Raw genomic sequence first — 22,390 nt, 5'->3', positions numbered from 1 at the left:
GTTCTCTAAAAAGAATGAAAAAAGCCGCACATTAGCGGCGGCTTTAAAAAATATTTTTATTCATTTGTTTGATTGCTGCTTTTTCAAGCCTTGATACTTGTGCTTGAGAAATACCGATTTCTTCTGCCACTTCCATTTGTGTTTTGCCTTGGAAGAAGCGTTTACGAAGGATCATTTTTTCTCGATCATTCAATCTGCGCATTCCCTCTTTTAAGGCCAATTCTTCTACCCATTGTGTATCTTTGTTCCGTTCATCACTAATTTGATCCATCACATAAATCGGATCTCCTCCGTCATTATAAATCGGTTCAAACAAAGAAACAGGATCTTGAATGGCATCTAGGGCAAAAACAATTTCCTCATGAGGGACTTCTAACACTTTGGCAATGTCTTCTGCCGTTGGTTCCTTGCTTGTCTCACTAATCAGTCTCTCACGGACTTGAAGCGCCTTATAGGCAATATCTCTTAGTGAACGAGACACCCGGATAGGGTTGTTATCGCGCAAGTATCGACGGATTTCTCCTATGATCATAGGGACCGCATAAGTTGAAAATCTGACATTGTGGCTTAAATCAAAATTATCAATTGATTTCATTAATCCGATACAGCCTACTTGGAAGAGATCATCAACATACTCGCCTCTGTTGTTAAAACGCTGAATCACACTTAAAACCAACCGCAAATTGCCATTGACTAGCTTTTCTCTTGCTGTATCGTCACCTTCATCTTGCAGCTGTCTGAATAATTTTCTCATTTCGTCGTTTTTCAGAACAGGCAGTTTGGAGGTGTCGACTCCGCAGATTTCCACTTTATTTCTGGACACTTTTTTCCCTCCCTACAGGAGCTGTTGTACAAAGTTCAGTATCTCCGTGGGATGGAAAAATATGCACGGTCTATGACGAGAAAGATGTGAAAAAATGGTGATCCCTTTGACAGTACAGGGATAAAGCTTTCAAAAAAATTTTTTTAGACCATCTTATTAAATTCTTTTTGCAATCGTTTAATAATTCTTTTTTCGAGCCTTGAAATATAGGACTGAGAAATACCAAGCATGTCGGCAACATCTTTTTGGGTCTTTTCTTCACCACCAACTAAACCGAATCGTAGTTCCATAATTTGTTTTTCACGATCGTTTAATTGTTCTAACGCTTTTTTCAGTAATTTTTTATCGACATTTGCTTCAATATCCCGGGTGATAATATCATCATCTGTCCCAAGTACATCTGATAAAAGCAATTCATTGCCGTCCCAGTCAATGTTAAGCGGCTCATCAAACGATACTTCTGAACGGATTTTATTATTTCGACGCAAATACATCAAAATCTCATTTTCAATACATCTAGACGCATATGTGGCCAGTTTGATCTTTTTTTCTGGATTAAACGTATTTACTGCCTTTATGAGGCCTATCGTTCCGATACTAATCAAATCCTCAATGTTAATGCCTGTGTTTTCAAATTTTCTTGCAATATAAACGACCAATCGCAAGTTTCTTTCGATCAAAATGGCTCGTGCTGTTTGATCACCTTTTGGTAATTTAACGAGCAATTCTTGTTCTTCATCCTTTGATAACGGCGGAGGCAGTGCCTCACTTCCACCAATATAATAAATCTCATCACTCTTTAGCCCTAGCTTCATGAGGAGTTTATACCAGTAGTAAGTGAGTTTAAATTTTAATTTTTTCATCTTCTTCTCCCTTCTAAATGTCCAGTTGACTTCGTAAGATAAAAGACATCACAAAAAAACTACGACACCCCTTGTATCATTTTTCCGTCTAACATCTCTGGATGAATGATGGATTGAAATTCCTGATCTGCTGATAATCCACTTAGACTCATCCCAACAAAACACTTCGCTGGCTGGATCATATGCGTTTTTGTATAAAGGACGACCGTATCTGGTTTAAAGCATAGTAGAAACCCGTGATCATGACCGACTGCGCGATATGGAACGAGTCTTAAACGATCAAGCAGCGGAAAATGGTCATCAAGCTTTTGCATCACTTCAACAGGATGAAACTGTTTCATTTTTTCTATAAATGGCTCTCCGAAAATAGATGTGAGCTGATCGAGCTGGACGATCATGACAGGTGTTTTCGTCATTGGATCATACAGATGATTTCCAGAATCGACCAGACCATTTAGGCGGATCGTTTCTCCTTGAATGTGTATCTCCACAAGTACTTGTTCGTCATATTGTCTTTTTTTCGCACCAACCTCTCCTAATCGTTTCTTTGAAAACAGCCAAATGGCCGGAAAGCCAGTGAGAACAAAAAGCCAGCTAATGGGATCACCAAATCCATCATTTTGTGAAATAAGCAGTCCATCTTGAATGACTGTATTTGTCTGCAAAAACGAATGAACCCCGATCATGCCCCCTCCCATCAAAAATGTGACAAAGTAAAAAGCAAACAGGTTTTGAAAAAAGGAACGAAATCTTTGAAAGCCAAAGGTTCCAAGCACGATCAAGACAGAAAAAAGCAGTTTGCCTAAAGGGTGCGACACAATCATTGCAAATGGCGTAAAGAGCAAGAGAACAATGCTCGATCCAATGAGAGCTCCTAACATATATCGCCTTTTTTTCACTTGTCGTTTGAGAATAAATGCCGTGAGTATGAGCAGCAATAGATCAAAACAAAAGTTTAACAGCCAAATGACATCTAAATAAATGACCACCTTCTGCTCCTTTCATCTGAAACAAAGAATCAAAAGCAGTACTTGCACTTGTTTGTACCAGTATAAAACAGTCATCGGATGGAAGTCTGTCAATTCTTGTAGGGGATGATAGAGAACTTTTGGTGGATTGTTATCGTTTTTGTCGACGTATGAGACAGAAAGAACATCAGAATGATTTGTTGGACAAGTGTCTCCTCTATCAATTGCACAAAAAAAGACACGCTCCGAAGAGTCGTGTCTTTTTCGCTGTCATTCTTTCTCATTGATGGTGAGTGTTCCTTCTGCCTTCTGTCTTGTGACATTTCCATAATCATCTTTGACAATGACTTCAATCACTGCACCTTTTGCTTTTGCAATAGATGTCGCCGTCCAGTAGCCTTCATACGTTCCCGGTGCTACTTCACGAATCGGCAGTTCAGTTGTGTTTTGAAGTTTTGATCTAGCATTTGTCAGCGGCATATGAAGAATAAAGGTGGCATCTAGCTTTTCCCTGCTTTTAAATGAAATCTTAACCGATTCACCTGATGATAGATTCATATTCTCTTTTGGCGTTAATTCAGAAATGACAGGTGCATCATATTGTACATCGATGTCGACCTTTTTAGTCGTTTTGTTTCCAGCCGCATCTTTTGCTGTCACTTTGATTGTATTTTTCCCATTTTCAAGTAGCACCCTTGCAGAATATGCCCCATCCTTTACGGTCGCTTTTTTTCCATTGACTGTGACTTGGTCTAGATAATCATCCGCTACTTTCCCTTCCACCGTGAGTGATTCTCTATTAGACTTGTCACCTTTTTTCGGTGTATCAATGGTCAACGTCGGTGCTGTTTGATCGATGATCACCTTGACTGGCTTGGAATGTTTTGTTGAGCCTTTATCCGTTACAGTCGCCGCCGTGAAGACATGCTCTCCACTTGGAACAGATACATTTTCTTTGAAAGTACCCGACTCATCTGATTTGACTTTGGCCACCTCTTCATCATTTTGATAAATGGCCACATCGAGACCCGGAGAGGCCGTGCCTTCAATCGTCAATTCACCTTGATTTGTAATGGTTCCTGCCTTTGGAGAAGTGATTTCTGGTACATCTGCTTCATAGTTTACGAGCGCACGAATCATATAATTCCCCTCTTCTTTCGGAGAAGGAGAAAAAGCACCGCTCGTCAGCTGCCAGCTTCTTTCAGCATTAGGGCCATCTTCATCTGTGGCAAGTCCCGGAGATTCGGTATTTTTTTTCGTTTGAATATAAACAAGATAGAAATCGCCATCCACTGTAATGGCTTGATCTTCTAAATCTACTTTTGTCCATTCACCATTACGCAGTGCATTTGCTTTTAAAGGTCCTGCGATTTTCTCACCTGGTGCGCCACCCTTCCCAGAAGCATCATATACTTCAACAGCAAATTCATCGCCTCCAGGAGCTGGCCATTCTGATGTCCAAAATCTGAAAAGGCCACCTGTGACTTGTGCTTGTTTCTTTCCTTTTTCTAATGAAAACTTCACAGCCCAACCATTGCCAGGATCGTAGAAAGCCCGTGCATTTTCAGCCGTTCCATCATCATAGCCAATCTCTCCCGGAAAACCGATAAAAGGCTCAAGTTTCACTGACTTTTCAAGCGGCTTTTCCGTCACATCCGCTGTAAACGTATAGCCTTTAAACCCCTTCGCAAAAATTTTGACTGTATAGACACCGCTTAATGCCTCTAGAGAAAATTCACCGGATTCATCTGTTTTCACCGGCTCAATTTTTGCGTCCTCCACAAGATAAACAGTTGCATTCTTCACCTTTTCACCAGTTGTTTCATTGACGACCGTGCCGGAGATCGTTCGTTTCTCTAGCGGCTGTAAGGAGAAATTCGCTTCTGCTGTTTCTTTTGATGCCACTTTGACTTTTTGGGACCGTGATTCAAAGCCGTAAGCTTCCGCTTTCACTGTCCATTCTCCTGCTCCTTGAGACAGCTGATATTTCCCTGTCGCTTCATCGGTGGAAGTTGATTTTCCGCTTTCTAGAACACTGATTTGCGCTCTCATTGGAAGAGCTTGAATAGACGGAGCATCATGACTGTTTTGCTTTTGAATTTGTACATGTTTATTTTTTACTTTAGCAGGCTTTGCCTTTTTTGGATCAACTGATTTTTTATTCTGGCTTGTGGATTTTTCTTTTTTGATCACCCCCAGCTGGTTCTTGGCTTGTTGAGACAAAGCCTCATCTGTGATTTTCACATCATCTAAATAAAAGCCATCTTTTGTGACACTGCCATCTGTTCTTATCTGAAACAGGACTCTCACTTTTTGACCTTTATAAGCAGATAAATCAACTTCGCCTGCTGTCCACGCATTTGTTTTTCCCGTATAAGCTGTCGCTTGAACGGCGTCTTCACCCTCTGGCTGTACATAGACATGCACATAATCATAATTGGCTTCGAGATCATGCCAGTATTGATATTGCAGGTAGGAAGAACCTGAATCTGGTACAGCAATGAGCGGCATAGACAAATTGGCGTCCGTTTTATTTTCATAAGGACTGTCTAAATTGGTGGCGTAGACATGTTCCCCGCTAAATGCTTGTTTTGGACCTGTGGACGGTTTTCCCCACTGCCACGGATCTTTTGTTCCACCACTGAACCATCCACTTGGCCATGCTTCAAAATCTTGTGAGTAGCCAGTGGTGATGGATGTTTTAATTGGAAGTGTATAAGGATCTGATGCCGCTTCATTTTCTCCAAAATCTTTCACAATCCATCGGTACGTCACGTTTTCCCCCTCGAGTTCAGGGAGCTGCACCGTATAGGTTCCTTTTAAATGATTTCCATCCGTGCGGTTGGCTTTCAGCGTCTCCCATTCACCTTGATCTACTCGATAAGTCAAGGAAACATTTGTCACTGCTATCCCATCTTCTGCAGTGATGGTCAATGGGGTTGGCGTTGCAGTAAAAATTTCATTCGGACCTTTATGTGAAAAAACAGGTGGTTCTGTATCTTCTCCCTCTTTTGTCACCTGACCTTCAATCGTACCGATTCCATTGGTTAAAGCAGTAATCGCCTCTCTTGCATCAACTAACCCTGCCCCATAGCCGTTGTTAGGGGATTCAGGAAATTGCTGATCTGTCAGTGGTTTCGCTGTCTCAATGAGAATTTGCTGAATTTCATCAACAGAAAGGTCTGATTGCACTTGGCGGAGAAGAAGAGCAACAGCCGAGACATGCGGACCTGCCATCGATGTACCATTCCACCCATCCTCATATCCTTTTCCCGGGATCGAAGAGCGAATGTTTACTCCCGGAGCAGCAATATCTGGTTTCATTACGCCATATGGAGAAGGACCCTGAAGGGAGAAAGACCCTAACTTGTTGTCCTGATCTGTTGCGCCTGTAGCAAAGGCTTCTTGATAGTTAGCGGGATTTGCAATCGAACCCGCGCCGCCTGGATTGAATAAATCGGTATTACCGGCTGAAAATTCTGGAAAGATGTCTGCTGCTCTCCAAGCATTCACTACATCTTTATACCAATCATCAAGACCTGGCCCACCACCCCACGAATTATTCACAACATCAGGTGCCTTTTCTGGGTGAGGATTTCCGTTTTGATCTTTCGGTGCTAAAATCCACTCACCGGCATCTAACAGATCAGCATCTGTACCGCCATCTTCTGAAAAAGCTTTCACTGCAATCCATTCTGCTCCCGGTGCGACCCCAATTTGATTCTTTCCATCTGGCTCAGAACCAACCATTGTGCCTGTCACATGGGTCCCATGCTCCAAGTCATCATAAGGGACTTCAGATCCTGTCGTGGCATCATACCAATTCAGTTCATGAGATGGTTCGTTCGGACGAGCAGGGTCAAACCCGCGGTATTTTTCTTTTAGCGCAGGATGATCCCATTCGACACCTGTATCAATACTTGCTACAACGGTTCCAGTCCCGTCATAGCCTAAATCCCACGCTTCTGGTGCATGCACCTGAGCAATATTCCATTCAACTCCATCTACTGCTTTGATTTGTTTGTTTGGCTTAGAATGCTTCAAATCAACAGGACGATGAAGTTGACGTGTTTCATTCGGTAGCACTTGAGCTACTTCTGGAAAAGAAGCAACCTTTTCCATCACTTCTTTTGTTGCCGTCACAGCTAGACCATTCACAATATAGTAGGAATGAATATCTTTCACTTGCTTATTCTTTTTTTCCTTTTGTAAATACGCTAGGAGCGCTTGCTGCGTTTCATCAGATGTTGCTCTCAGCTCAGATACAACGGCTGATCTTTTTGTGTACTGCGTTTTAGCCGCGGTTAATTTTTGTTTTTTTGCTTTTGATACAGCTTCTTTTGCTACTTTTTGTACATTCGTTTGTTCCTTCATTTTGACTAAGAAGGTCACCTTATCTTCCTTTTGAAACTGCTTCTTTAATCTCGAAGAAATCTTGGCTTTTGTTGTCTTAGAGGAAACGGCTTCCTCCTGATATGAGGTAGAAGTCGATTTTGCTTGAACCATCCCACAGCTTGTCATCGTTAAAGTACCAATCACCAAAAGACTCATGAAACGATAGACGGCGGTTTTGCGAAACTTCACTTTCAATAAAATCCCTCCTCCTCAAATGGTCAAACAGTGTGTACCCTGCCCATCCCCCTTCTTTTTGATCATGACAAGATTCATGGTGTTCTCATTAATGTAGTCAAATAAAGTTCAACATTTTGTCGTTTTTTGTAAAGGGAATTAAAAATGATTCTTTTGACTTAAAAAACTCATACCAAAACACATACGATAGATCCAAATAACATGCAGAAACAAGACTTTTATATCAATCAGACTCAGGATCTTTTCACCATGCAGACATAAAAAAACCCCTTCCAAAGGAAGGGGATGAATCGTGCTTGCTTATCGTTTGTTGCGGTTACGTAAGAACGTTGGGATATCCAATGTATCATCACTTGACTGTGTATTTTGTCTTGGTTGTGATGATGTTTGCTGATGTTCCTCACGTTTTACTTCACGCTTTTGTGGAATAGATTGATTCTGCTTTAATCCTTGTCCTAATGGATTTCTTTGAGGTTTTGTCACTTCCGGCTCTTGCTCAATAAAACCGGTTGCGATGACTGTGACCACAATTTCATCCTTCAAGTTATCATTAATGACAGATCCAAAGATCATGTTGACATCTTCATCAGAGGCTGATGCAACAATATCCGCTGCTTCTTGTACCTCATAAAGACTAAGGTTCGTACCACCAGTAATATTCATGATAACACCTTGTGCTCCATCAATCGCTGTTTCAAGAAGTGGTGAAGAAATGGCTTTTTTCGCTGCTTCAGCAGCACGGTTTTCGCCTGTTGCGACACCAATTCCCATAAGAGCTGAACCTTTGTTAGACATGATCGTTTTCACGTCAGCAAAGTCAAGGTTAATTAAACCTGGTGTTGCAATGAGATCTGAGATCCCTTGAACACCTTGTCTTAACACGTTATCTGCTGCACGGAATGCTTCAAGCATTGGCGTGTTTTTATCGACAATTTCAAGCAGACGATCGTTTGGAATCACGATTAACGTATCAACTGCTTCTTTCATAGAAGCAATCCCTTCAACTGCTTGAAGCTGACGCTTTCTTCCTTCAAATGTGAAAGGACGAGTCACAACTCCAACTGTCAAGGCTCCTGAATCTTTTGCGATTTTCGCAATGACAGGTGCAGCACCCGTACCAGTTCCACCGCCCATACCGGCTGTCACAAAGACCATGTCAGCGCCTTTTAGGACTTCTTCAATTTGTTCTTTGCTTTCTTCAGCAGCTTTTTTACCGACTTCAGGATTCGCACCTGCTCCAAGCCCTCTTGTCAGCTTAGCACCGATTTGCATTTTTGTTTCTGCTTTTGATAAGTTTAACGCCTGTGCATCTGTATTCACTGCAATAAAATCGACACCCTGTACGTCATTTTCAATCATTCGGTTGACAGCGTTATTTCCGCCGCCACCTACACCGATTACTTTAATTGATGCTAGGCCGTCTATATTTGTTTCAAACTCCAACATGCTGAATCCTCCTAATCCGTCGAAAATCTAGTTCTATTCCCAGAACATATTAAATAGTTTTTTCATTTTGCCCGGTTTTTTATTTGTCTCTTGTTGCGCTTTTTGTTTCACTTTCGGTCTTGGCTGAGCTTCTTTTACTTGTGGTGTAGAAGAAACCGGCTCCATGGACGCGCCTACTTCATGAAATGCTTCATCCGGCATTTGGAATCCAACCTGTCTGCCCTGAATCTTTGCATTGCGATAAGCAAAATGGATCAGGCCCACTCCTGTCATATATTGAGGTTCCCTGACCCCAATATAATTAGGACTTGCGATTCTTACATTGTTTTGTAAGACCGTTTGTGCCAGAGAAAGGATACCTGGTATAGCTGCCTGTCCACCTGTTAGAACGAATCCGCCAGGCAAATCATGGACACCCATATTGCGTAATTCCTCTGCCACAAAAAGCAGAATCTCTTCTAATCGTGCTTCAATGATATTGGCTGCTTCAAGTTGTGTATACGTCTGTTTTTGGTCCGTACCGATGACGGAAACTTCAAATGTCTCCTCAGACGATGCCTCATCATAGAATGCATGCCCAAATTGCTTTTTGATTCGTTCAGCTTCTTCAGTGGAAGTTCTAAGTCCTATAGACAAATCTTTTGTAATGTTCTCTCCGCCCAATGGGATACTGTGAGTAGAATAGAGATGCCCGTTTTCAAATACGGATATCGTAGTAGAGCCGCCGCCAATATCGACAAGAGCTACCCCTAGATTTTTTTCATCTTTCGATAACGCCGCTGAACCCGATGCGAGTGGCTGCAAGCAAATATCCATAATTTCTATACCAGCCCGCTCTACACATCGGAGCCAGTTATGTAGAATCGTTTTAGAACCAGTGATTAACGATCCATCCACTTCTAGCCGTACACCTAGCATTTTTTTCGGATCTGTGATCTCATCTCTTCCGTCGACGATAAATTGTCTCGGAATTACGTCTACTACGAGATGTTCTTGCGGAATAGATACTACCTGTGCAGCATCCAAGACACGTCTCACATCTTCAGCATGTATTTCTTTATTTTCACTAGACACTGCGACAACGCCGCTCGTATTCTGAATATGAATGTGGTTTCCGTTAATTCCGACTATCGCCTTTTGTAAAGGAAAACCTACCATTCTCTCAGCCTGTTCAAATGCTTGTCTAATAGAATGAACTGTTTCATCTATATCAACAATCGATCCTTTTTTTAACCCCTCTGAAGGGACATTTCCAACACCTATAATGTTAAGCGAATCATCCGCCATTTCTCCGACGATGACTTTTATATTGGATGTACCGATGTCAAGGCTGACGTAAATTTCATTGTTGTTCATTCTATGGCACCTCCTCACATATCAATACTTTCTATTCTATTATTTGCTGAACAACAATACAATGAATGTGTTTTTACAAGTGTGTAACAAAACTTAAAAAATCAACATTTTTTATTAGGATTACTGAAAATATTCGTTACATCATATGTATATCCTTTTTTATGACTCACTTTTTTTCTTTTTTTCTCTAGAAATTGTCCATTTTGTTAGTAGAATTCTTCGAATAACGGCGATATTTTGAAACAATCTAACACCGAATGCAAACATTCCGACTAAATACAAGTCTACACCAAGATGGACGCCCAGAAAAGCTAAACTTATTGCGAGTATAATATTAAAGAAGAAACCTGATACAAACACTAGTTCATCGTATGCTCCTTGCAGATGTGCTCTGATTCCACCAATCAATGTATCAAGCGCAGCAAGTACGGCGAGGGAAAGATAGTTAGAATACTCATTCGGTATCGTAAAATTCGTTAAGAAACCGATCGCAACTCCTATGATTAAACCAAGTACAGGAAGCCACATTAAGATTTTCCCTCCTTTACATCGTCAAGAGGCTTCAATTCATTTAATTGAATTGTACCGTCAAATGCTTTTAAATGAATTTTTTTCTTCGGCGGTCTAATACTCAAACTGAAATTTTCCTGAGCAAACAAATCACCAATATCTGATACATTTAAACGGCTGTATAATTTATCGGCCTGCTCGCTGACCATCTTAATCGTGACTGTATCACCATCTATGCTGTAACCATCCATTTTCGTCGTACCATTAATATCTCGAATAACACTGGTGTTAATCACCCGGTGTTCATTAATGGAAATATGTTTTGCCCCAAACATATTGGCTTCGTTGATTAATTTTTTTAGAAGATCAGGTGGTATATTTTTGACTTCTTCTCCGGTAAGTTCCTTAGAAAAAAGCTGAGTAATTTCTATTTCAACTCCTTCACCCGTTACCTCTGTAAAACCAGCCTTTTCTTTCAAATCCTTCAACGTTTTTGTTAATTGTGCTTCTTTTGATTGATCTTCTTGGTTGCCATACTTTTTTAGCATTTCATCATATTTATCAATTTCTTTCAATAAATCCAGTTCTTTACTTTTAGATGCAGATAAATCCTCTCTTAATTCCCAAACGTCTCGAGTATCGCGAACTTTAGGCTTTTGTAGAGAGTTAAACTGGATGGAGACCATGATGCCAAATATGACCATCAGGACTGTCAAACTAAGTAATGGCTTCTTTTTCCTCAACACCACTCACCTTTTCACATTTAATCTTTGTTTCTTAGAAGAGGATTCATACGAATATCCTTCTTTTCAATCGTCATGGAAATATGATCACTTGTCAGCTGATCAACCACCCCGCCTGCAATGTTTAATGCAGGAATTAAAACAGCTGGATCTCCAATAGCAGAAATGACAAATGGTGCTGGATGTTGAACACCATCAACCGTGACGACTGGACCGTTACAATGTATGTATGATTGGTGTGTGATTCTTTGTCCGTTTATAGCTACAGCAGATGCCCCTGATATAAATAGTTCGTTTATCACATGGAAAATGTGGCTCTCATGCACAATGTAATTATTGACATTTTGTCCACTCGGGATATAAGATGCATCTTCAAGAGATACTTTTACCCCTTTCCCTTTTACACCTATTTCTCCTGTAAACATTCTGTATTTCTCAACATCTTCCAAAACATTAAAATACTGCTCTTTTTCATTTTTCAAACCAAACTCTGTTTCTTGGACTTTTGATTGAAGACGATAAAGTTCTTTTTCAAGTTTTTGATTCGCCTTTTCTTGCTTTGTTAGCTGACTTTTCAAAGAATATTCTTTTTTCCATTGTTCTGTTCGATTGACATCTGCTCGATGCTGCTTCGTATATTGGTATGAAAAAGAAATCAGAAATCCAAGAACAAGCATTACAATTGAGAATATGACGGTTTTGCCTCTCAACGTTCATCTTCCTTTTTCTTAGATTTAAAAGCTTCAAAATATGTGGCTACTTCCATATGAATCGTACCTTTCTCAGAGGAGGAAAGCTCTTTGACAATGGCAGGGTACGTCGTCATTTTATCTGCGAATGTTTTAATTGATGCAATAACGGTGTTTCCATCATTCATATAAAATTTAACAAGCCACTGATTGGAGCTAGTCGGTACGTAATATACTTCTGAGATTAGTTCCTGAATAGAAGCCGGCAGTTGATTCAGAGCTCTCACTGTTTGCTTCAATTTCTCTTTATTGTCCCAATCGACAAAAATAGGTCCTGCGTGACTTGGCGTTACTTCATCTGGCAAAGCCGTCCCATTTTCTAGAAGCTCATAATAAAAATGTCCCTTTTGCAGATACGCAATATTTGCATACTCTTTGACAGCAATACTGACCTTATTAGGGAAATGTTTATTGATACTGACACTTTTAATCAATTTATTTTGCTTTATATGGTCTGCTGTCATATCTTTATTTAAATTCCAAAACTCTGTCTCGCCTTCTTTAATTTGCGAAAGTTTAACGAGCTGTTTTGTTGGTACATGTTCATTACCGGTAATGGTTAAAGAAGAAATTTTACTGATTGGTGTTTGCAAATAGACAATAATTAAAACCATGATAAAAAACAGCAAAATAAAAGAGATTAATCTCCGATTCGCTTTCTGCTTCCTTTGTTCTTTAATTTTAGGGATTCGCTCTTCTATATTGACGATCTTTTCATTTTCATGATCAGGCCGCATATATACTCTTCACCTCATTCAAAGCTGCTTGTCCGCACCTTTGGATCATTCTTTATTTCATATTGATTAGAAAACAAACGGCATGAAAAAATGCCGTTTGTTTTCCTGTGATACCATCATTCATAAGTAGTAGCCTTTAATTTGCTTCACCAATAATTTCTACTTCTGTATGCATCTCTACATTGTAGTCATCTTTGATTTTCTTTTGAATGTACTGAATTAAGTCGAGCACATCTTGAGCCTTCGCCCCACCAGCATTGACAATAAAGTTTCCGTGCATATCAGAAATTCTAGCGCCGCCAATCTGATATCCTTTTAAATTCGCCTTTTCTACAAGCTGTCCTGCATATTCAGGTAATGGATTTCGGAAAATACTGCCGGCGCATGGTTTATTATACGGTTGTGTTTCCTTGCGGTAATCTTTATTTTGCTGCATTTTCTTTGTGATTTTCTCACGTTCGTCCTGTTTAAGCTTGAACACTGCTTCGAGAACAATTCCAGGGCGTTCCTTTTGAAGCACAGAAGTTCGATAGCTAAAGTTCATTTGCTCATTAGTTAACCACTCGATCGTTCCATCTTCAAATAAGACTCTCGCTTTCACAAGAATCTTGCTGATGTCAGATCCATGTGCCCCTGCGTTCATATAAACAGCGCCACCAATAGAACCTGGAATACCAGCTGCGAATTCCAATCCTGACAACCCCTGCTTACTAAGAGACGTAGCAAGTCTTACAACTGAATAGCCTCCGCCAACTGTAATTTCTTCATCATTGACAGTTAAGTGATCAAGCCCAGCGCCCAGCTTTAAAACGACCCCACGAATTCCTTTATCAAGTACAAGTAAATTGGATCCTCTCCCAATGACCGTCCATTGAGTATCATGTTTTTTCACCTGATCCATAATTGTTTTGACAGCATCAATATCTTTAGGGATGACTAATAGATCGGCCGGTCCGCCTATTTTCATTGTCGTATGATTTGCAAGCGGTTCGTTTTCAAGTACTTTACCAACTTGCGCTTCTAATAATTCATTCTTCAAGTTCTCCATATTACCCTCCGCCTTACCTCATATCATTCATCATGAAGTCGTAATTTCTTTTAACACATTATATAAACGTGTGGCCGCATCTGGTACTCCGAGTTCTTTTGTTAAACGGCTCATTTGATGTAGTTTCTCGTCATTACCAGCAATTTCATCAATTGCATGAAGCAAGCGATCTCCAGAAAGCTCTGATTCTCTTAAAACGATCGCAGCATCATGTTTTTCAAGTGATCTTGCGTTAATTTCCTGATGATTTGCGGTCACGTATGGACTCGGAATGAAGATGGTCGGAATTCCAAGTGCCGTCACTTCAGCAATCGTTGTGGCTCCCGCTCTTGCAACAATGACATCAATTGATTTTAAATACTCCGGCATTTGATGCAAGAAAGGCTTTGTGATCATATTCGGCGCTTCACCTTTTTCTTTTAATTCGTTCAGCACTTTTTCATAATGAACCTCACCTGTAATATATAAAAGCTGATAGTTCTTTGCCTTTAATTCATCTTGCATGTCAATCACTGCTTTATTGATTGGAGCTGCACCTCTGCTCCCGCCAAAAATGAGAACCGTTTTTTTCTTCTCATCCAGCCCGAACTCTTTAAGAGATTTTCCCTCTTTAATAGAGACGACTTCAGAGGCTCTTGGGTTTCCCGTAAAAACAACCTTTTCTGAAGGAAAGTGTTCCTTTGCTTCTTCAAAACAGATGGCTACTTTATTCACATATCGTGCCAGAAACTTATTTGTGATGCCTGGCAGGCTATTTTGTTCGTGAATGATCGTCGGGATTTTTAGCTTAGACGCAGCATAAACAACAGGACCACACACATAACCACCTGTTCCAATAACTGCATCCGGCTTAAATTCTTTTAAATAAGATTTACTTTTTTGGACGCCCTTTAGAAACCTCATCACTGTTTTTACATTATCAAAGGAAAGCTTTCTTTTAAAACCTGAAATTTCAATTGATTTAAATGGGATATTTTCTCTTTCTACAATTTTCTTTTCAAGCCCGTTCTCAGTGCCAATATATAAAAATTCCACATCAGGATGCAGTCTTTTCACTTCTTTAATAAAAGCTAGAGCAGGATAAATATGCCCGCCTGTTCCGCCTCCACTAATAACTATACGCATTATACCATTTCCCCTCAATTTTTTTCTGCTCTGAACAAAGTATAAACCCTGTTTTAAACAACAGGGCTCCGTCAAAACCTGTAAAGAAGAGTCAATCATCATGTTTTCGAAACAGAAACTGCCATTTTCACTCTTCAAATCATTTTTTCATACTTTTGCAAAATAAAAGTCTATATGGTTTCATGAACTATCAGCACATTAATATCTAGCATACCTGCTTACATTCAAAAGTACGCCAATTGCCATCAGCATTAATGTCAGTGATGAACCGCCATAACTTAAGAATGGGAGTGTGATGCCCGTCACAGGGATGAGGCCAGTGACAACTGCGATATTAATCATTACTTGAATGGCAACCATTGAGATGATGCCCACTGCCAAGAAACTTCCATATAAATCTGGTGCCCCGAGGGCTATTCTAATGCCTCTCCACAATAGAACACTAAAGAGCAGCAAAATGAGTGATCCACCTATAAATCCAAGTTCTTCAGACAATATAGCAAAGATAAAGTCTGTTTGAGGCTCAGGCAAATAGAAGAATTTTTGTCTACTTTGACCTAGCCCCATTCCAAACAGGCCGCCTGGACCGACAGCGTATAACGATTGAATAATTTGAAACCCGCTGCCAAGTGGATCCTCCCAAGGATTTAAATAAGATGTAATTCGTTTTATTCGATAGGGTGCTGATAAGACAAGTGCGGCAAATCCGCTAAGCCCTAAAAGACCGAGAAAGATAAAGTGAGCGATTCTCGCACCTGAAACAAATATCATAATAATACAAGTTCCAACCATAACCGTTCCTGTACCTAGGTCCGGCTGCAGCATAATGATGGCAAATGCAGAAAACACAATGCCTAGTGCTGGGGCGAAACCTTTACGAAAGGATGTGATATTCTTTTGCTTTTCAGATAAGAATTTTGCAAGAAACGCAATCATCGCAAGCTTCATAAATTCAGAGGGCTGAATACTAAACGCACCGACACCAATCCAGCTTCTTGAACCATTTCTCTCCATACCGATTCCAGGAATCAAGACAAGCACGAGAAGGAGAAAACACACTGCAATCAGTATCTTTGACCAAGTCCGCCACGTCCAATAATCGACCCGCATAATGAAAAACATTGCGATAACTCCGATTCCGGCAAACAAAAGCTGTCTTTTTGCAAAATAAAACGAATCATCAAATTTATACGATGCCCACACAGCACTTGCGCTGTACACCATAATTAAACCAATCGTCAATAAAAGTAACGTAATGACAACAAGCAAAAAATCCGGAGAAGTTTTCTTATTCGTCAAGAGACCGACACCCCAAGCATAATTTCATTTGGGCTGTCAGTCTTATGAGAGACAAGCCCTTATTTAAGCATATGCACGGCGTTTACAAACATGTCTCCACGTTCTTCAAATGTTTTATGCTGATCCCAGCTTGCACAAGCTGGAGACAATAAAATCACGTCTTCTTCTTCAGATATGCTAAACGCCGCAGGTACTGCTTGTTCAACATTATCGACATGTTTTACGTGATGTATTCCCAGCTCTTCACCAAGCTTCACAAACTTAGGCGCAGTCTCACCAAATGTAATCATTCCTTTAACATTCTTCATAAAAGGTTTTAATTCATCAAATTCATTGCCACGATCCAGTCCACCTGCTAGTAAAATGGTCGGCTGCTTGAAGGCAGACAAAGCTTTACTTGTTGCCAGTATATTGGTCGCTTTACTGTCATTATAAAATTTTCTATTTTGAATCGTCTCCACAAATTGCAAACGATGCTTCACTCCACTAAATGTAGTAAGAACTTGCGCAATCGCTTCGTTTGAGCAGCCTGCATTTTTTACAACACAAATAGCTGCTAGAATATTTTCTTGGTTATGCTCACCAGGAAGAACAACATCCTTTAGGTCAATGACATGTTCATTCATATAGTAAATGGCATCATCTTTAATAAACGCTCCATGTGCTACCGGCTCTTTAACTGAGAAAAACACTTTTTGCGCTTTCGAATCTTCTGCTAGTTTGACAACAGATGGATCATCTAGGTTAACCACAGCTATGTCATCTTCTTGTTGATGTGCATACACTTTCTGTTTTGCTTTTTCGTATTCTTCACGCGTGTGATGATAGTCTAAATGTGCGTCAAAAATATTTAATATTAAGCTGATTTTAGGTCTGAATTCAACGGTTCCCATTAACTGAAATGAAGAGAGCTCAGTTACGATCCATTCATCGCCCGCTGCACGCGCGGCAACTTCACTTGCGACCGTTCCGATATTACCTGCTACCAATGTTTTTTGGCTGTCTTTTTTCAACATTTCATAAATCAAAGTGGTCGTGGTCGTTTTTCCATTTGATCCGGTAATCCCAATAAAAGGAGATGAGGTCAAATGATACGCCAATTCTATTTCAGTCCAAACTGGAATTTTTCGGCGAAGCGCCTCTTGAACCATCACATTCTCATAAGGAATTCCAGGGTTCTTAATTAAAATCGTAATTTCTTTATCGTCGAACATACGAAGAGGATGACTGCCACAAATGACATCAATCCCCTTTTCAGAAAGTAACTGAGCAGGCTCGTTTTCTTCAAAAGCTTTTTGATCATTGACCGTCACGTTTATTCCGTGTTCGTGAAGAATTGAGGCTGCCGCATATCCGCTTTTTGCAAGGCCTAGTACTAGTACATGTTCGTCTTTTAACATTTGCATCCTATTCAATTATAACCACACCTCGATGTAAATTCCTAAAACAGCAAGCAATAAACCAGCTGTCCAGAAGGTGACAACTACTCTCCACTCAGACCAGCCAACTAACTCATAGTGGTGGTGAAGCGGGCTCATCTTAAAGATTCTTTTTCCAGTTGTTTTGAAGGAGATGACTTGAAGGATAACGGATAACGTTTCAACAACAAATACTCCTCCAATAATGACGAGTAAAATCTCAAGTTTCGTTAAAATGGCAATGGCCACGATGGCACCGCCTAAAGCAAGCGATCCCGTATCACCCATAAATACTTTTGCAGGATGCGCATTAAAGACAAGGAACCCAAGGACAGCCCCTGCTACTGCTACCGAAAAGATCGCCACATCATACTGAGATTGATTCCAAGCCAATATAGCAAAAGCTCCGAATGCAATAGCAGCTGTTCCAGATAATAAACCATCAAGTCCATCTGTAAGGTTTACCGCATTAGAACCACCGACAAGCATGAAAACGACGAGGATAAAGTATGCCCATCCTAAGTCAAAGCTGACATCTGTTCCTGGAATGCGAATAGTCGTTGCAAACTCATAATAATGGAAGACTGCATAGAAAATCACAGCAATCACAATTTGCCCGATCAGTTTTTGTTTTGATGTTAAGCCAAGATTTCGCTTCATCGCTACTTTAATATAATCATCTAAAAATCCTAATAATCCGTAGCCAAGGGTGACAAATAACAATAAAAACATTTCTGGACTAATCTCAGAGAATTTGTTAATCATCACGATCGTTGTAATTGTAATAGAAAAGATAATCATAATTCCACCCATTGTTGGGGTACCAGATTTCTTTTGGTGAGACTGAGGTCCTTCTTCTCTAATACTTTGACCAAATTTAAGTCTTCTTAAAAACGGAATAAAAATCGGGGATAAAAGAACACTGATTAAAAATCCCATTATGATTGTAAACAATATCACCTGTTCAAGCATTGTTCTTTACTCCTTCCGAATTTCCAAAGCCGTTTTCCATTAGAAAATAGCATTCATTATTATGATATTCATTCGTGTCTTTCGTATGTTGTTTTTGTACAAAATGCTTCATTTCATTACACTCTTTTCATCATTTTTAAGATTTGTTTAGATCTAAAATAGCGTCGGCTGCCACCTTGGCATCATCAAAGTCATAGACTTGATCACCAATGATTTGGTACGTCTCATGGCCTTTTCCAGCTATTAAGACTGTATCGCCCTTTTTTGCATTAGCAATGGCAAAAAAGATGGCCTGTTTCCGGTTCACAAAGCTGTGATAATAGGCGTTTGGCACGCCATTTTCCATGTCTTTCAAAATGGCTGATGGATCTTCACTTCTTGGATTATCTGATGTAAAAACAGGCTCATCTGCATATTTCACAGCGATTTGGGCCATTTGAGGGCGCTTGGTTTTATCACGGTCGCCCCCGCAGCCAACTACACAGAAAATTCTACCTTCTGTTAATTCTCTACACGTAGTCAGTACATTTTCTAAACTGTCAGGTGTGTGCGCATAATCAACGATGACTGGGAAGTCTTGATCACAATTCACAAGTTCGAATCTTCCTTTGACTCCCTCAAGTTCTTCAATGGCACTAACGATCGTTTCAAACGTTAAGCCTGATACAATTCCTACTGATACAGCTGCTAGAATGTTATACACATTGAATTTCCCAATAAGGGCAACCGTCACATTTTTTGTGCCGATTGGGGTGATCAAATCAAATTGTGTTCCCTTTGGTTTGATTTGAATGTTCTTTGCCATTACATCTGATTCTTGCTCTAAGCCATACGTCATAATTTCAGCAGCTGTGACTTTTTCAAAATAACTAGACGCTTCATCATCTGCATTTAAAATGGCATGCTTCGGCTTATCATGCTGAAAGGCACTTCCGAGCTGGGAAAAGAGCAAGCTTTTTGCATGTTTATATTCTTCCATTGTGTTGTGGTAGTCCAGATGATCTTGGGTAAGATTTGTAAAGACGGCAATATCATAATCACATCCATGAACACGCCCAAGATGCAAAGCATGTGATGATACTTCCATAATGGCTGTATCTACGTCTTGATCAAGCATCTGCTTAAAGGTCTTCTGAAGGGTGACACTCTCAGGTGTTGTGTTTTTCACTTCGAGAATTTCATCGTTTATCTTCATATACATCGTACCGATTAAACCTGTTTTTTTATCGGCTTTTCTCATCATTTGTTCAATCATGTGTGTTGTGGACGTTTTCCCGTTCGTTCCTGTAATACCAATTAGATTGAGTTTATGAGTTGGCTGTTCGTAAAAAGCATCTGCCATTCTTGCAAGTGCTCTTTGAGAGTGTTTTACAATAATGACTGGTACATCTGTTAGGTGAAGTGGGTGTTCTGCTACAATTGCTGCAGCCCCGCTTTTCACCGCTTTTTCAGCGTAATCATGTCCATCTACTGTATAGCCTTTTATACAGACAAAAAGACTCCCTTTTTTTACTTCTCTTGAATCCATTTCAATGGAAGTAATCTCCGGATTTTCGTTTATCAGTTCACTGTTTTCACTTTTAAAGTATGTAAGGAGTTCTTGTAATTTCATTTCATATCAAACCTCTCAAATTCGTTCACGTGCATGTCTTGTGAAAAAAACACACAGTCTATATTTTATCGTAAAAAAAAGGATACATCCAGCGTATTCCTTAAGTTTCTCTTGGAAAAAACACACTTTATGCTCTTTTTTTAAAGCGACCCTTCTCTTTCAACAAAAAGAGGCAGCCGAATGAGTGCGGCTACCCTCTGTTCATTCTTTATTATTCATCATTTAAGTATAATCGGATCGTGGAACCTTCTTTGACCTTTGTGCCGGCAGCAGGTGATTGCTTCACCACTTTACTGCCAGTTCCTGAAGCATCAATCTTTAAATTAATCAGGAGTGATTCAAGGTCAGAAACAGATCCTCCTACAAGATTCGGTACCTCAATGGTTTTTGTGTCCAGCCATTGGTACTTCTTTTCAATTTGTCCTTTTCTTTTTTTCACGCCCATTTCAGGCAGACTGTCTCGCATAATATGGCCCACAATAGGTGCTGCTACTGTCCCACCAAATTGAATCGTGCCTTTTGGGTTATCTACTGCTACATATACAACAATGCTTGGGTCATCCGCAGGCGCAAAACCGATAAATGACACAATGTGGTTATTTTCCATGTACTTTCCGTCTTTTACTTTCTGTGCTGTTCCTGTTTTTCCGCCCACCCGATATCCTTCAACGAATGCATTCCGGCCAGTTCCTTGAGCGACTACACTTTCAAGGGCATACCTGATTTCTTTAGATGTCTCCGCTGAAATGACTTTCTTCTTGGCAATTGGTGATTGCTTTTTAACCACCTCTTTTGTAATTGGATCGATCCATTCTTTTGCAATATAAGGGGTGTAAAGCGTTCCTCCATTTACCGCGGCTGCCACTGCAGCTACTTGTTGAATCGGCGTAACAGATACACCTTGACCAAAGGCTGTTGTTGCCTGTTCTACAGGACCAACACGATCAAGCGGGAACAAAATTCCTCTACCTTCTCCTTGAAGGTCGATTCCTGTCTTTTGACCAAAGCCAAAATTCTTAATATAAGAAAATAATTTATCTTTTCCAAGACGGTCGCCTAGCTCGACGAATCCTGGGTTACAAGAGTTTTGTACCACTTCTAGAAACGACTGTGATCCATGTCCTCCCTTTTTCCAGCATCTGAGCCTTGCGCCATCCACTGTCACAGATCCGCTGTCAAAAAATTGATCACGTTTTAAATTTACTTTATTTTCTTCCAGGGCAGCTGCCAGTGTAATGATTTTAAACGTCGATCCTGGCTCATATGTGCTCCACACCGGTAAGTTTCGGTTAAATACTTTTGAATCAACTGATTGATAGTCAGCCGGATCAAAGTCAGGTCTGCTCGACATTCCCAGCACCTCACCATTTTTCGGATTCATGGCAATGGCAATCATGCCATCTGGGTTATATTTTGCCTGAGCATTGTCTAGTTCTCGTTCGATGATGGTTTGCACTTTTGAATCAACTGTTAATTTCATATCAAGACCATCTTTAGGCGGTGTATAATCATCTGCTTCATCTGGCATTTTCTGCCCTTTTGCATCAGAATAAAATTTCACAGAGCCTTTTTCACCTTTTAGGTCATCATCATAGTACGCTTCTAGCCCAAGTAAGCCTTGATTATCAATTCCAGCAAAACCTAATACATGAGATAAGAAACTTCCAAACGGGTAATGTCTAATGCTGTCTTCTGCTACATAGACTCCATCTAAATCAAGCTCTCTGACTTCTTTTGCTTTTTCATGAGATACTTTTCTCCCCTCTGGAGAAATCCGCTCTATAGACGTTTTCTTGGTAACATGCTTGTACGCTTTCTCCTCAGACATATTCAGTACTGCTGCTAATTTTTTGCTTGTTTCTGCTGGGTCTTTCACCTGCCGCGGCACGACTAAAATAGAGGGAGCACTTTTGTTCGTCGCAAGCTCCACCCCATTTCGGTCCAAAATATCTCCTCGTTCGGGTTCAAATGGGAGGTTACGGCTCCATGAATCTTTCGCTAAACTTGTCAGCTTCTCGCCCATAATAAACTGCACATATCCTAATCTAGTATCTATGATGAAAAAAATGATCACCCCAAACAGCAGCACGAAAAGCAATCGTTTTCTCACTGTTACACTTGACACTCGCAC

Annotated in this window: 17 protein-coding genes; all 17 read right to left on the bottom strand. The window is 40.2% G+C overall.

Going from position 1 to position 22,390, the window contains the following annotated elements; translation table 11 throughout:
- Positions 1-43 precede the first annotated feature (43 nt).
- The 17 genes from sigG to MHI41_RS07385 all read right to left on the bottom strand — a co-directional run bounded on the left by sigG (position 44) and on the right by MHI41_RS07385 (position 22,390).
- A complete protein-coding gene (gene sigG, locus MHI41_RS07465) occupies positions 44-823 on the bottom strand; it encodes an RNA polymerase sporulation sigma factor SigG (RefSeq protein WP_003211879.1) in 780 nt (259 codons plus the stop codon).
- A gap of 143 nt (positions 824-966) precedes the next feature.
- Positions 967-1,686, bottom strand: a complete 720-nt coding sequence (gene sigE / locus MHI41_RS07460) for an RNA polymerase sporulation sigma factor SigE (RefSeq protein WP_007499746.1) — start codon at positions 1,684-1,686, stop codon at positions 967-969.
- A 59-nt stretch (positions 1,687-1,745) separates the two neighbouring features.
- A complete protein-coding gene (gene spoIIGA, locus MHI41_RS07455; protein WP_129548272.1) occupies positions 1,746-2,675 on the bottom strand; it encodes a sigma-E processing peptidase SpoIIGA in 930 nt (309 codons plus the stop codon).
- A 249-nt stretch (positions 2,676-2,924) separates the two neighbouring features.
- Positions 2,925-7,244: a S8 family serine peptidase gene (locus MHI41_RS07450; RefSeq protein ID WP_342494679.1), complete on the bottom strand. Its 4,320-nt coding sequence runs from the start codon at positions 7,242-7,244 to the stop codon at positions 2,925-2,927.
- Positions 7,245-7,544: 300 nt separating this feature from the next.
- Positions 7,545-8,690, bottom strand: coding sequence for a cell division protein FtsZ (gene ftsZ / locus MHI41_RS07445; protein WP_007499752.1), 1,146 nt, complete (start codon positions 8,688-8,690; stop codon positions 7,545-7,547).
- 33 nt (positions 8,691-8,723) lie between these two features.
- Positions 8,724-10,046: a cell division protein FtsA gene (gene ftsA / locus MHI41_RS07440; RefSeq protein WP_007499754.1), complete on the bottom strand. Its 1,323-nt coding sequence runs from the start codon at positions 10,044-10,046 to the stop codon at positions 8,724-8,726.
- 159 nt (positions 10,047-10,205) lie between these two features.
- Positions 10,206-10,574, bottom strand: coding sequence for a small basic family protein (locus MHI41_RS07435; RefSeq protein WP_003210988.1), 369 nt, complete (start codon positions 10,572-10,574; stop codon positions 10,206-10,208).
- Positions 10,574-11,299 (bottom strand): DUF881 domain-containing protein, encoded by a 726-nt coding sequence (locus tag MHI41_RS07430; protein ID WP_007499758.1) that lies wholly within the window; start codon positions 11,297-11,299, stop codon positions 10,574-10,576. The genes MHI41_RS07435 and MHI41_RS07430 overlap by 1 nt, the downstream gene beginning before the upstream one ends.
- A gap of 20 nt (positions 11,300-11,319) precedes the next feature.
- Complete coding sequence (locus tag MHI41_RS07425; protein WP_007499760.1) at positions 11,320-12,009, bottom strand: DUF881 domain-containing protein; 690 nt, start codon at positions 12,007-12,009, stop codon at positions 11,320-11,322.
- Positions 12,006-12,785, bottom strand: coding sequence for a cell division protein FtsQ/DivIB (locus tag MHI41_RS07420; RefSeq protein ID WP_113747331.1), 780 nt, complete (start codon positions 12,783-12,785; stop codon positions 12,006-12,008). The genes MHI41_RS07425 and MHI41_RS07420 overlap by 4 nt, the downstream gene beginning before the upstream one ends.
- 136 nt (positions 12,786-12,921) lie before the next feature.
- Entirely contained in the window at positions 12,922-13,833 is a 912-nt protein-coding gene (gene murB / locus MHI41_RS07415) for a UDP-N-acetylmuramate dehydrogenase (RefSeq protein ID WP_024720310.1), read from the bottom strand.
- 30 nt (positions 13,834-13,863) lie between these two features.
- Positions 13,864-14,958, bottom strand: coding sequence for an undecaprenyldiphospho-muramoylpentapeptide beta-N-acetylglucosaminyltransferase (gene murG / locus MHI41_RS07410; protein ID WP_008344982.1), 1,095 nt, complete (start codon positions 14,956-14,958; stop codon positions 13,864-13,866).
- A 198-nt stretch (positions 14,959-15,156) separates the two neighbouring features.
- The gene (gene spoVE, locus MHI41_RS07405) at positions 15,157-16,257 is read right to left on the bottom strand and encodes a stage V sporulation protein E (protein ID WP_007499768.1); all 1,101 of its coding nucleotides are present in this window, start codon (positions 16,255-16,257) and stop codon (positions 15,157-15,159) included.
- Positions 16,258-16,316: 59 nt separating this feature from the next.
- Positions 16,317-17,672, bottom strand: coding sequence for a UDP-N-acetylmuramoyl-L-alanine--D-glutamate ligase (murD, locus tag MHI41_RS07400; RefSeq protein ID WP_282833601.1), 1,356 nt, complete (start codon positions 17,670-17,672; stop codon positions 16,317-16,319).
- Entirely contained in the window at positions 17,673-18,647 is a 975-nt protein-coding gene (gene mraY / locus MHI41_RS07395) for a phospho-N-acetylmuramoyl-pentapeptide-transferase (RefSeq protein ID WP_007499771.1), read from the bottom strand. It lies immediately after the preceding gene.
- Between the two features lie 136 nt (positions 18,648-18,783).
- Positions 18,784-20,259, bottom strand: a complete 1,476-nt coding sequence (locus MHI41_RS07390) for a UDP-N-acetylmuramoyl-L-alanyl-D-glutamate--2,6-diaminopimelate ligase (protein ID WP_282833600.1) — start codon at positions 20,257-20,259, stop codon at positions 18,784-18,786.
- A gap of 211 nt (positions 20,260-20,470) precedes the next feature.
- Positions 20,471-22,390: a stage V sporulation protein D gene (locus MHI41_RS07385; RefSeq protein WP_019743279.1), complete on the bottom strand. Its 1,920-nt coding sequence runs from the start codon at positions 22,388-22,390 to the stop codon at positions 20,471-20,473.

The organism is Bacillus sp. FSL M7-0307 (assembly GCF_038627835.1).
Classification (GTDB): Bacteria; Bacillota; Bacilli; order Bacillales; family Bacillaceae; genus Bacillus; species Bacillus altitudinis.
The sequence above is the reverse complement of the archived record's forward strand: the minus strand, read 5'-3'. Positions and strand labels throughout refer to the sequence as shown.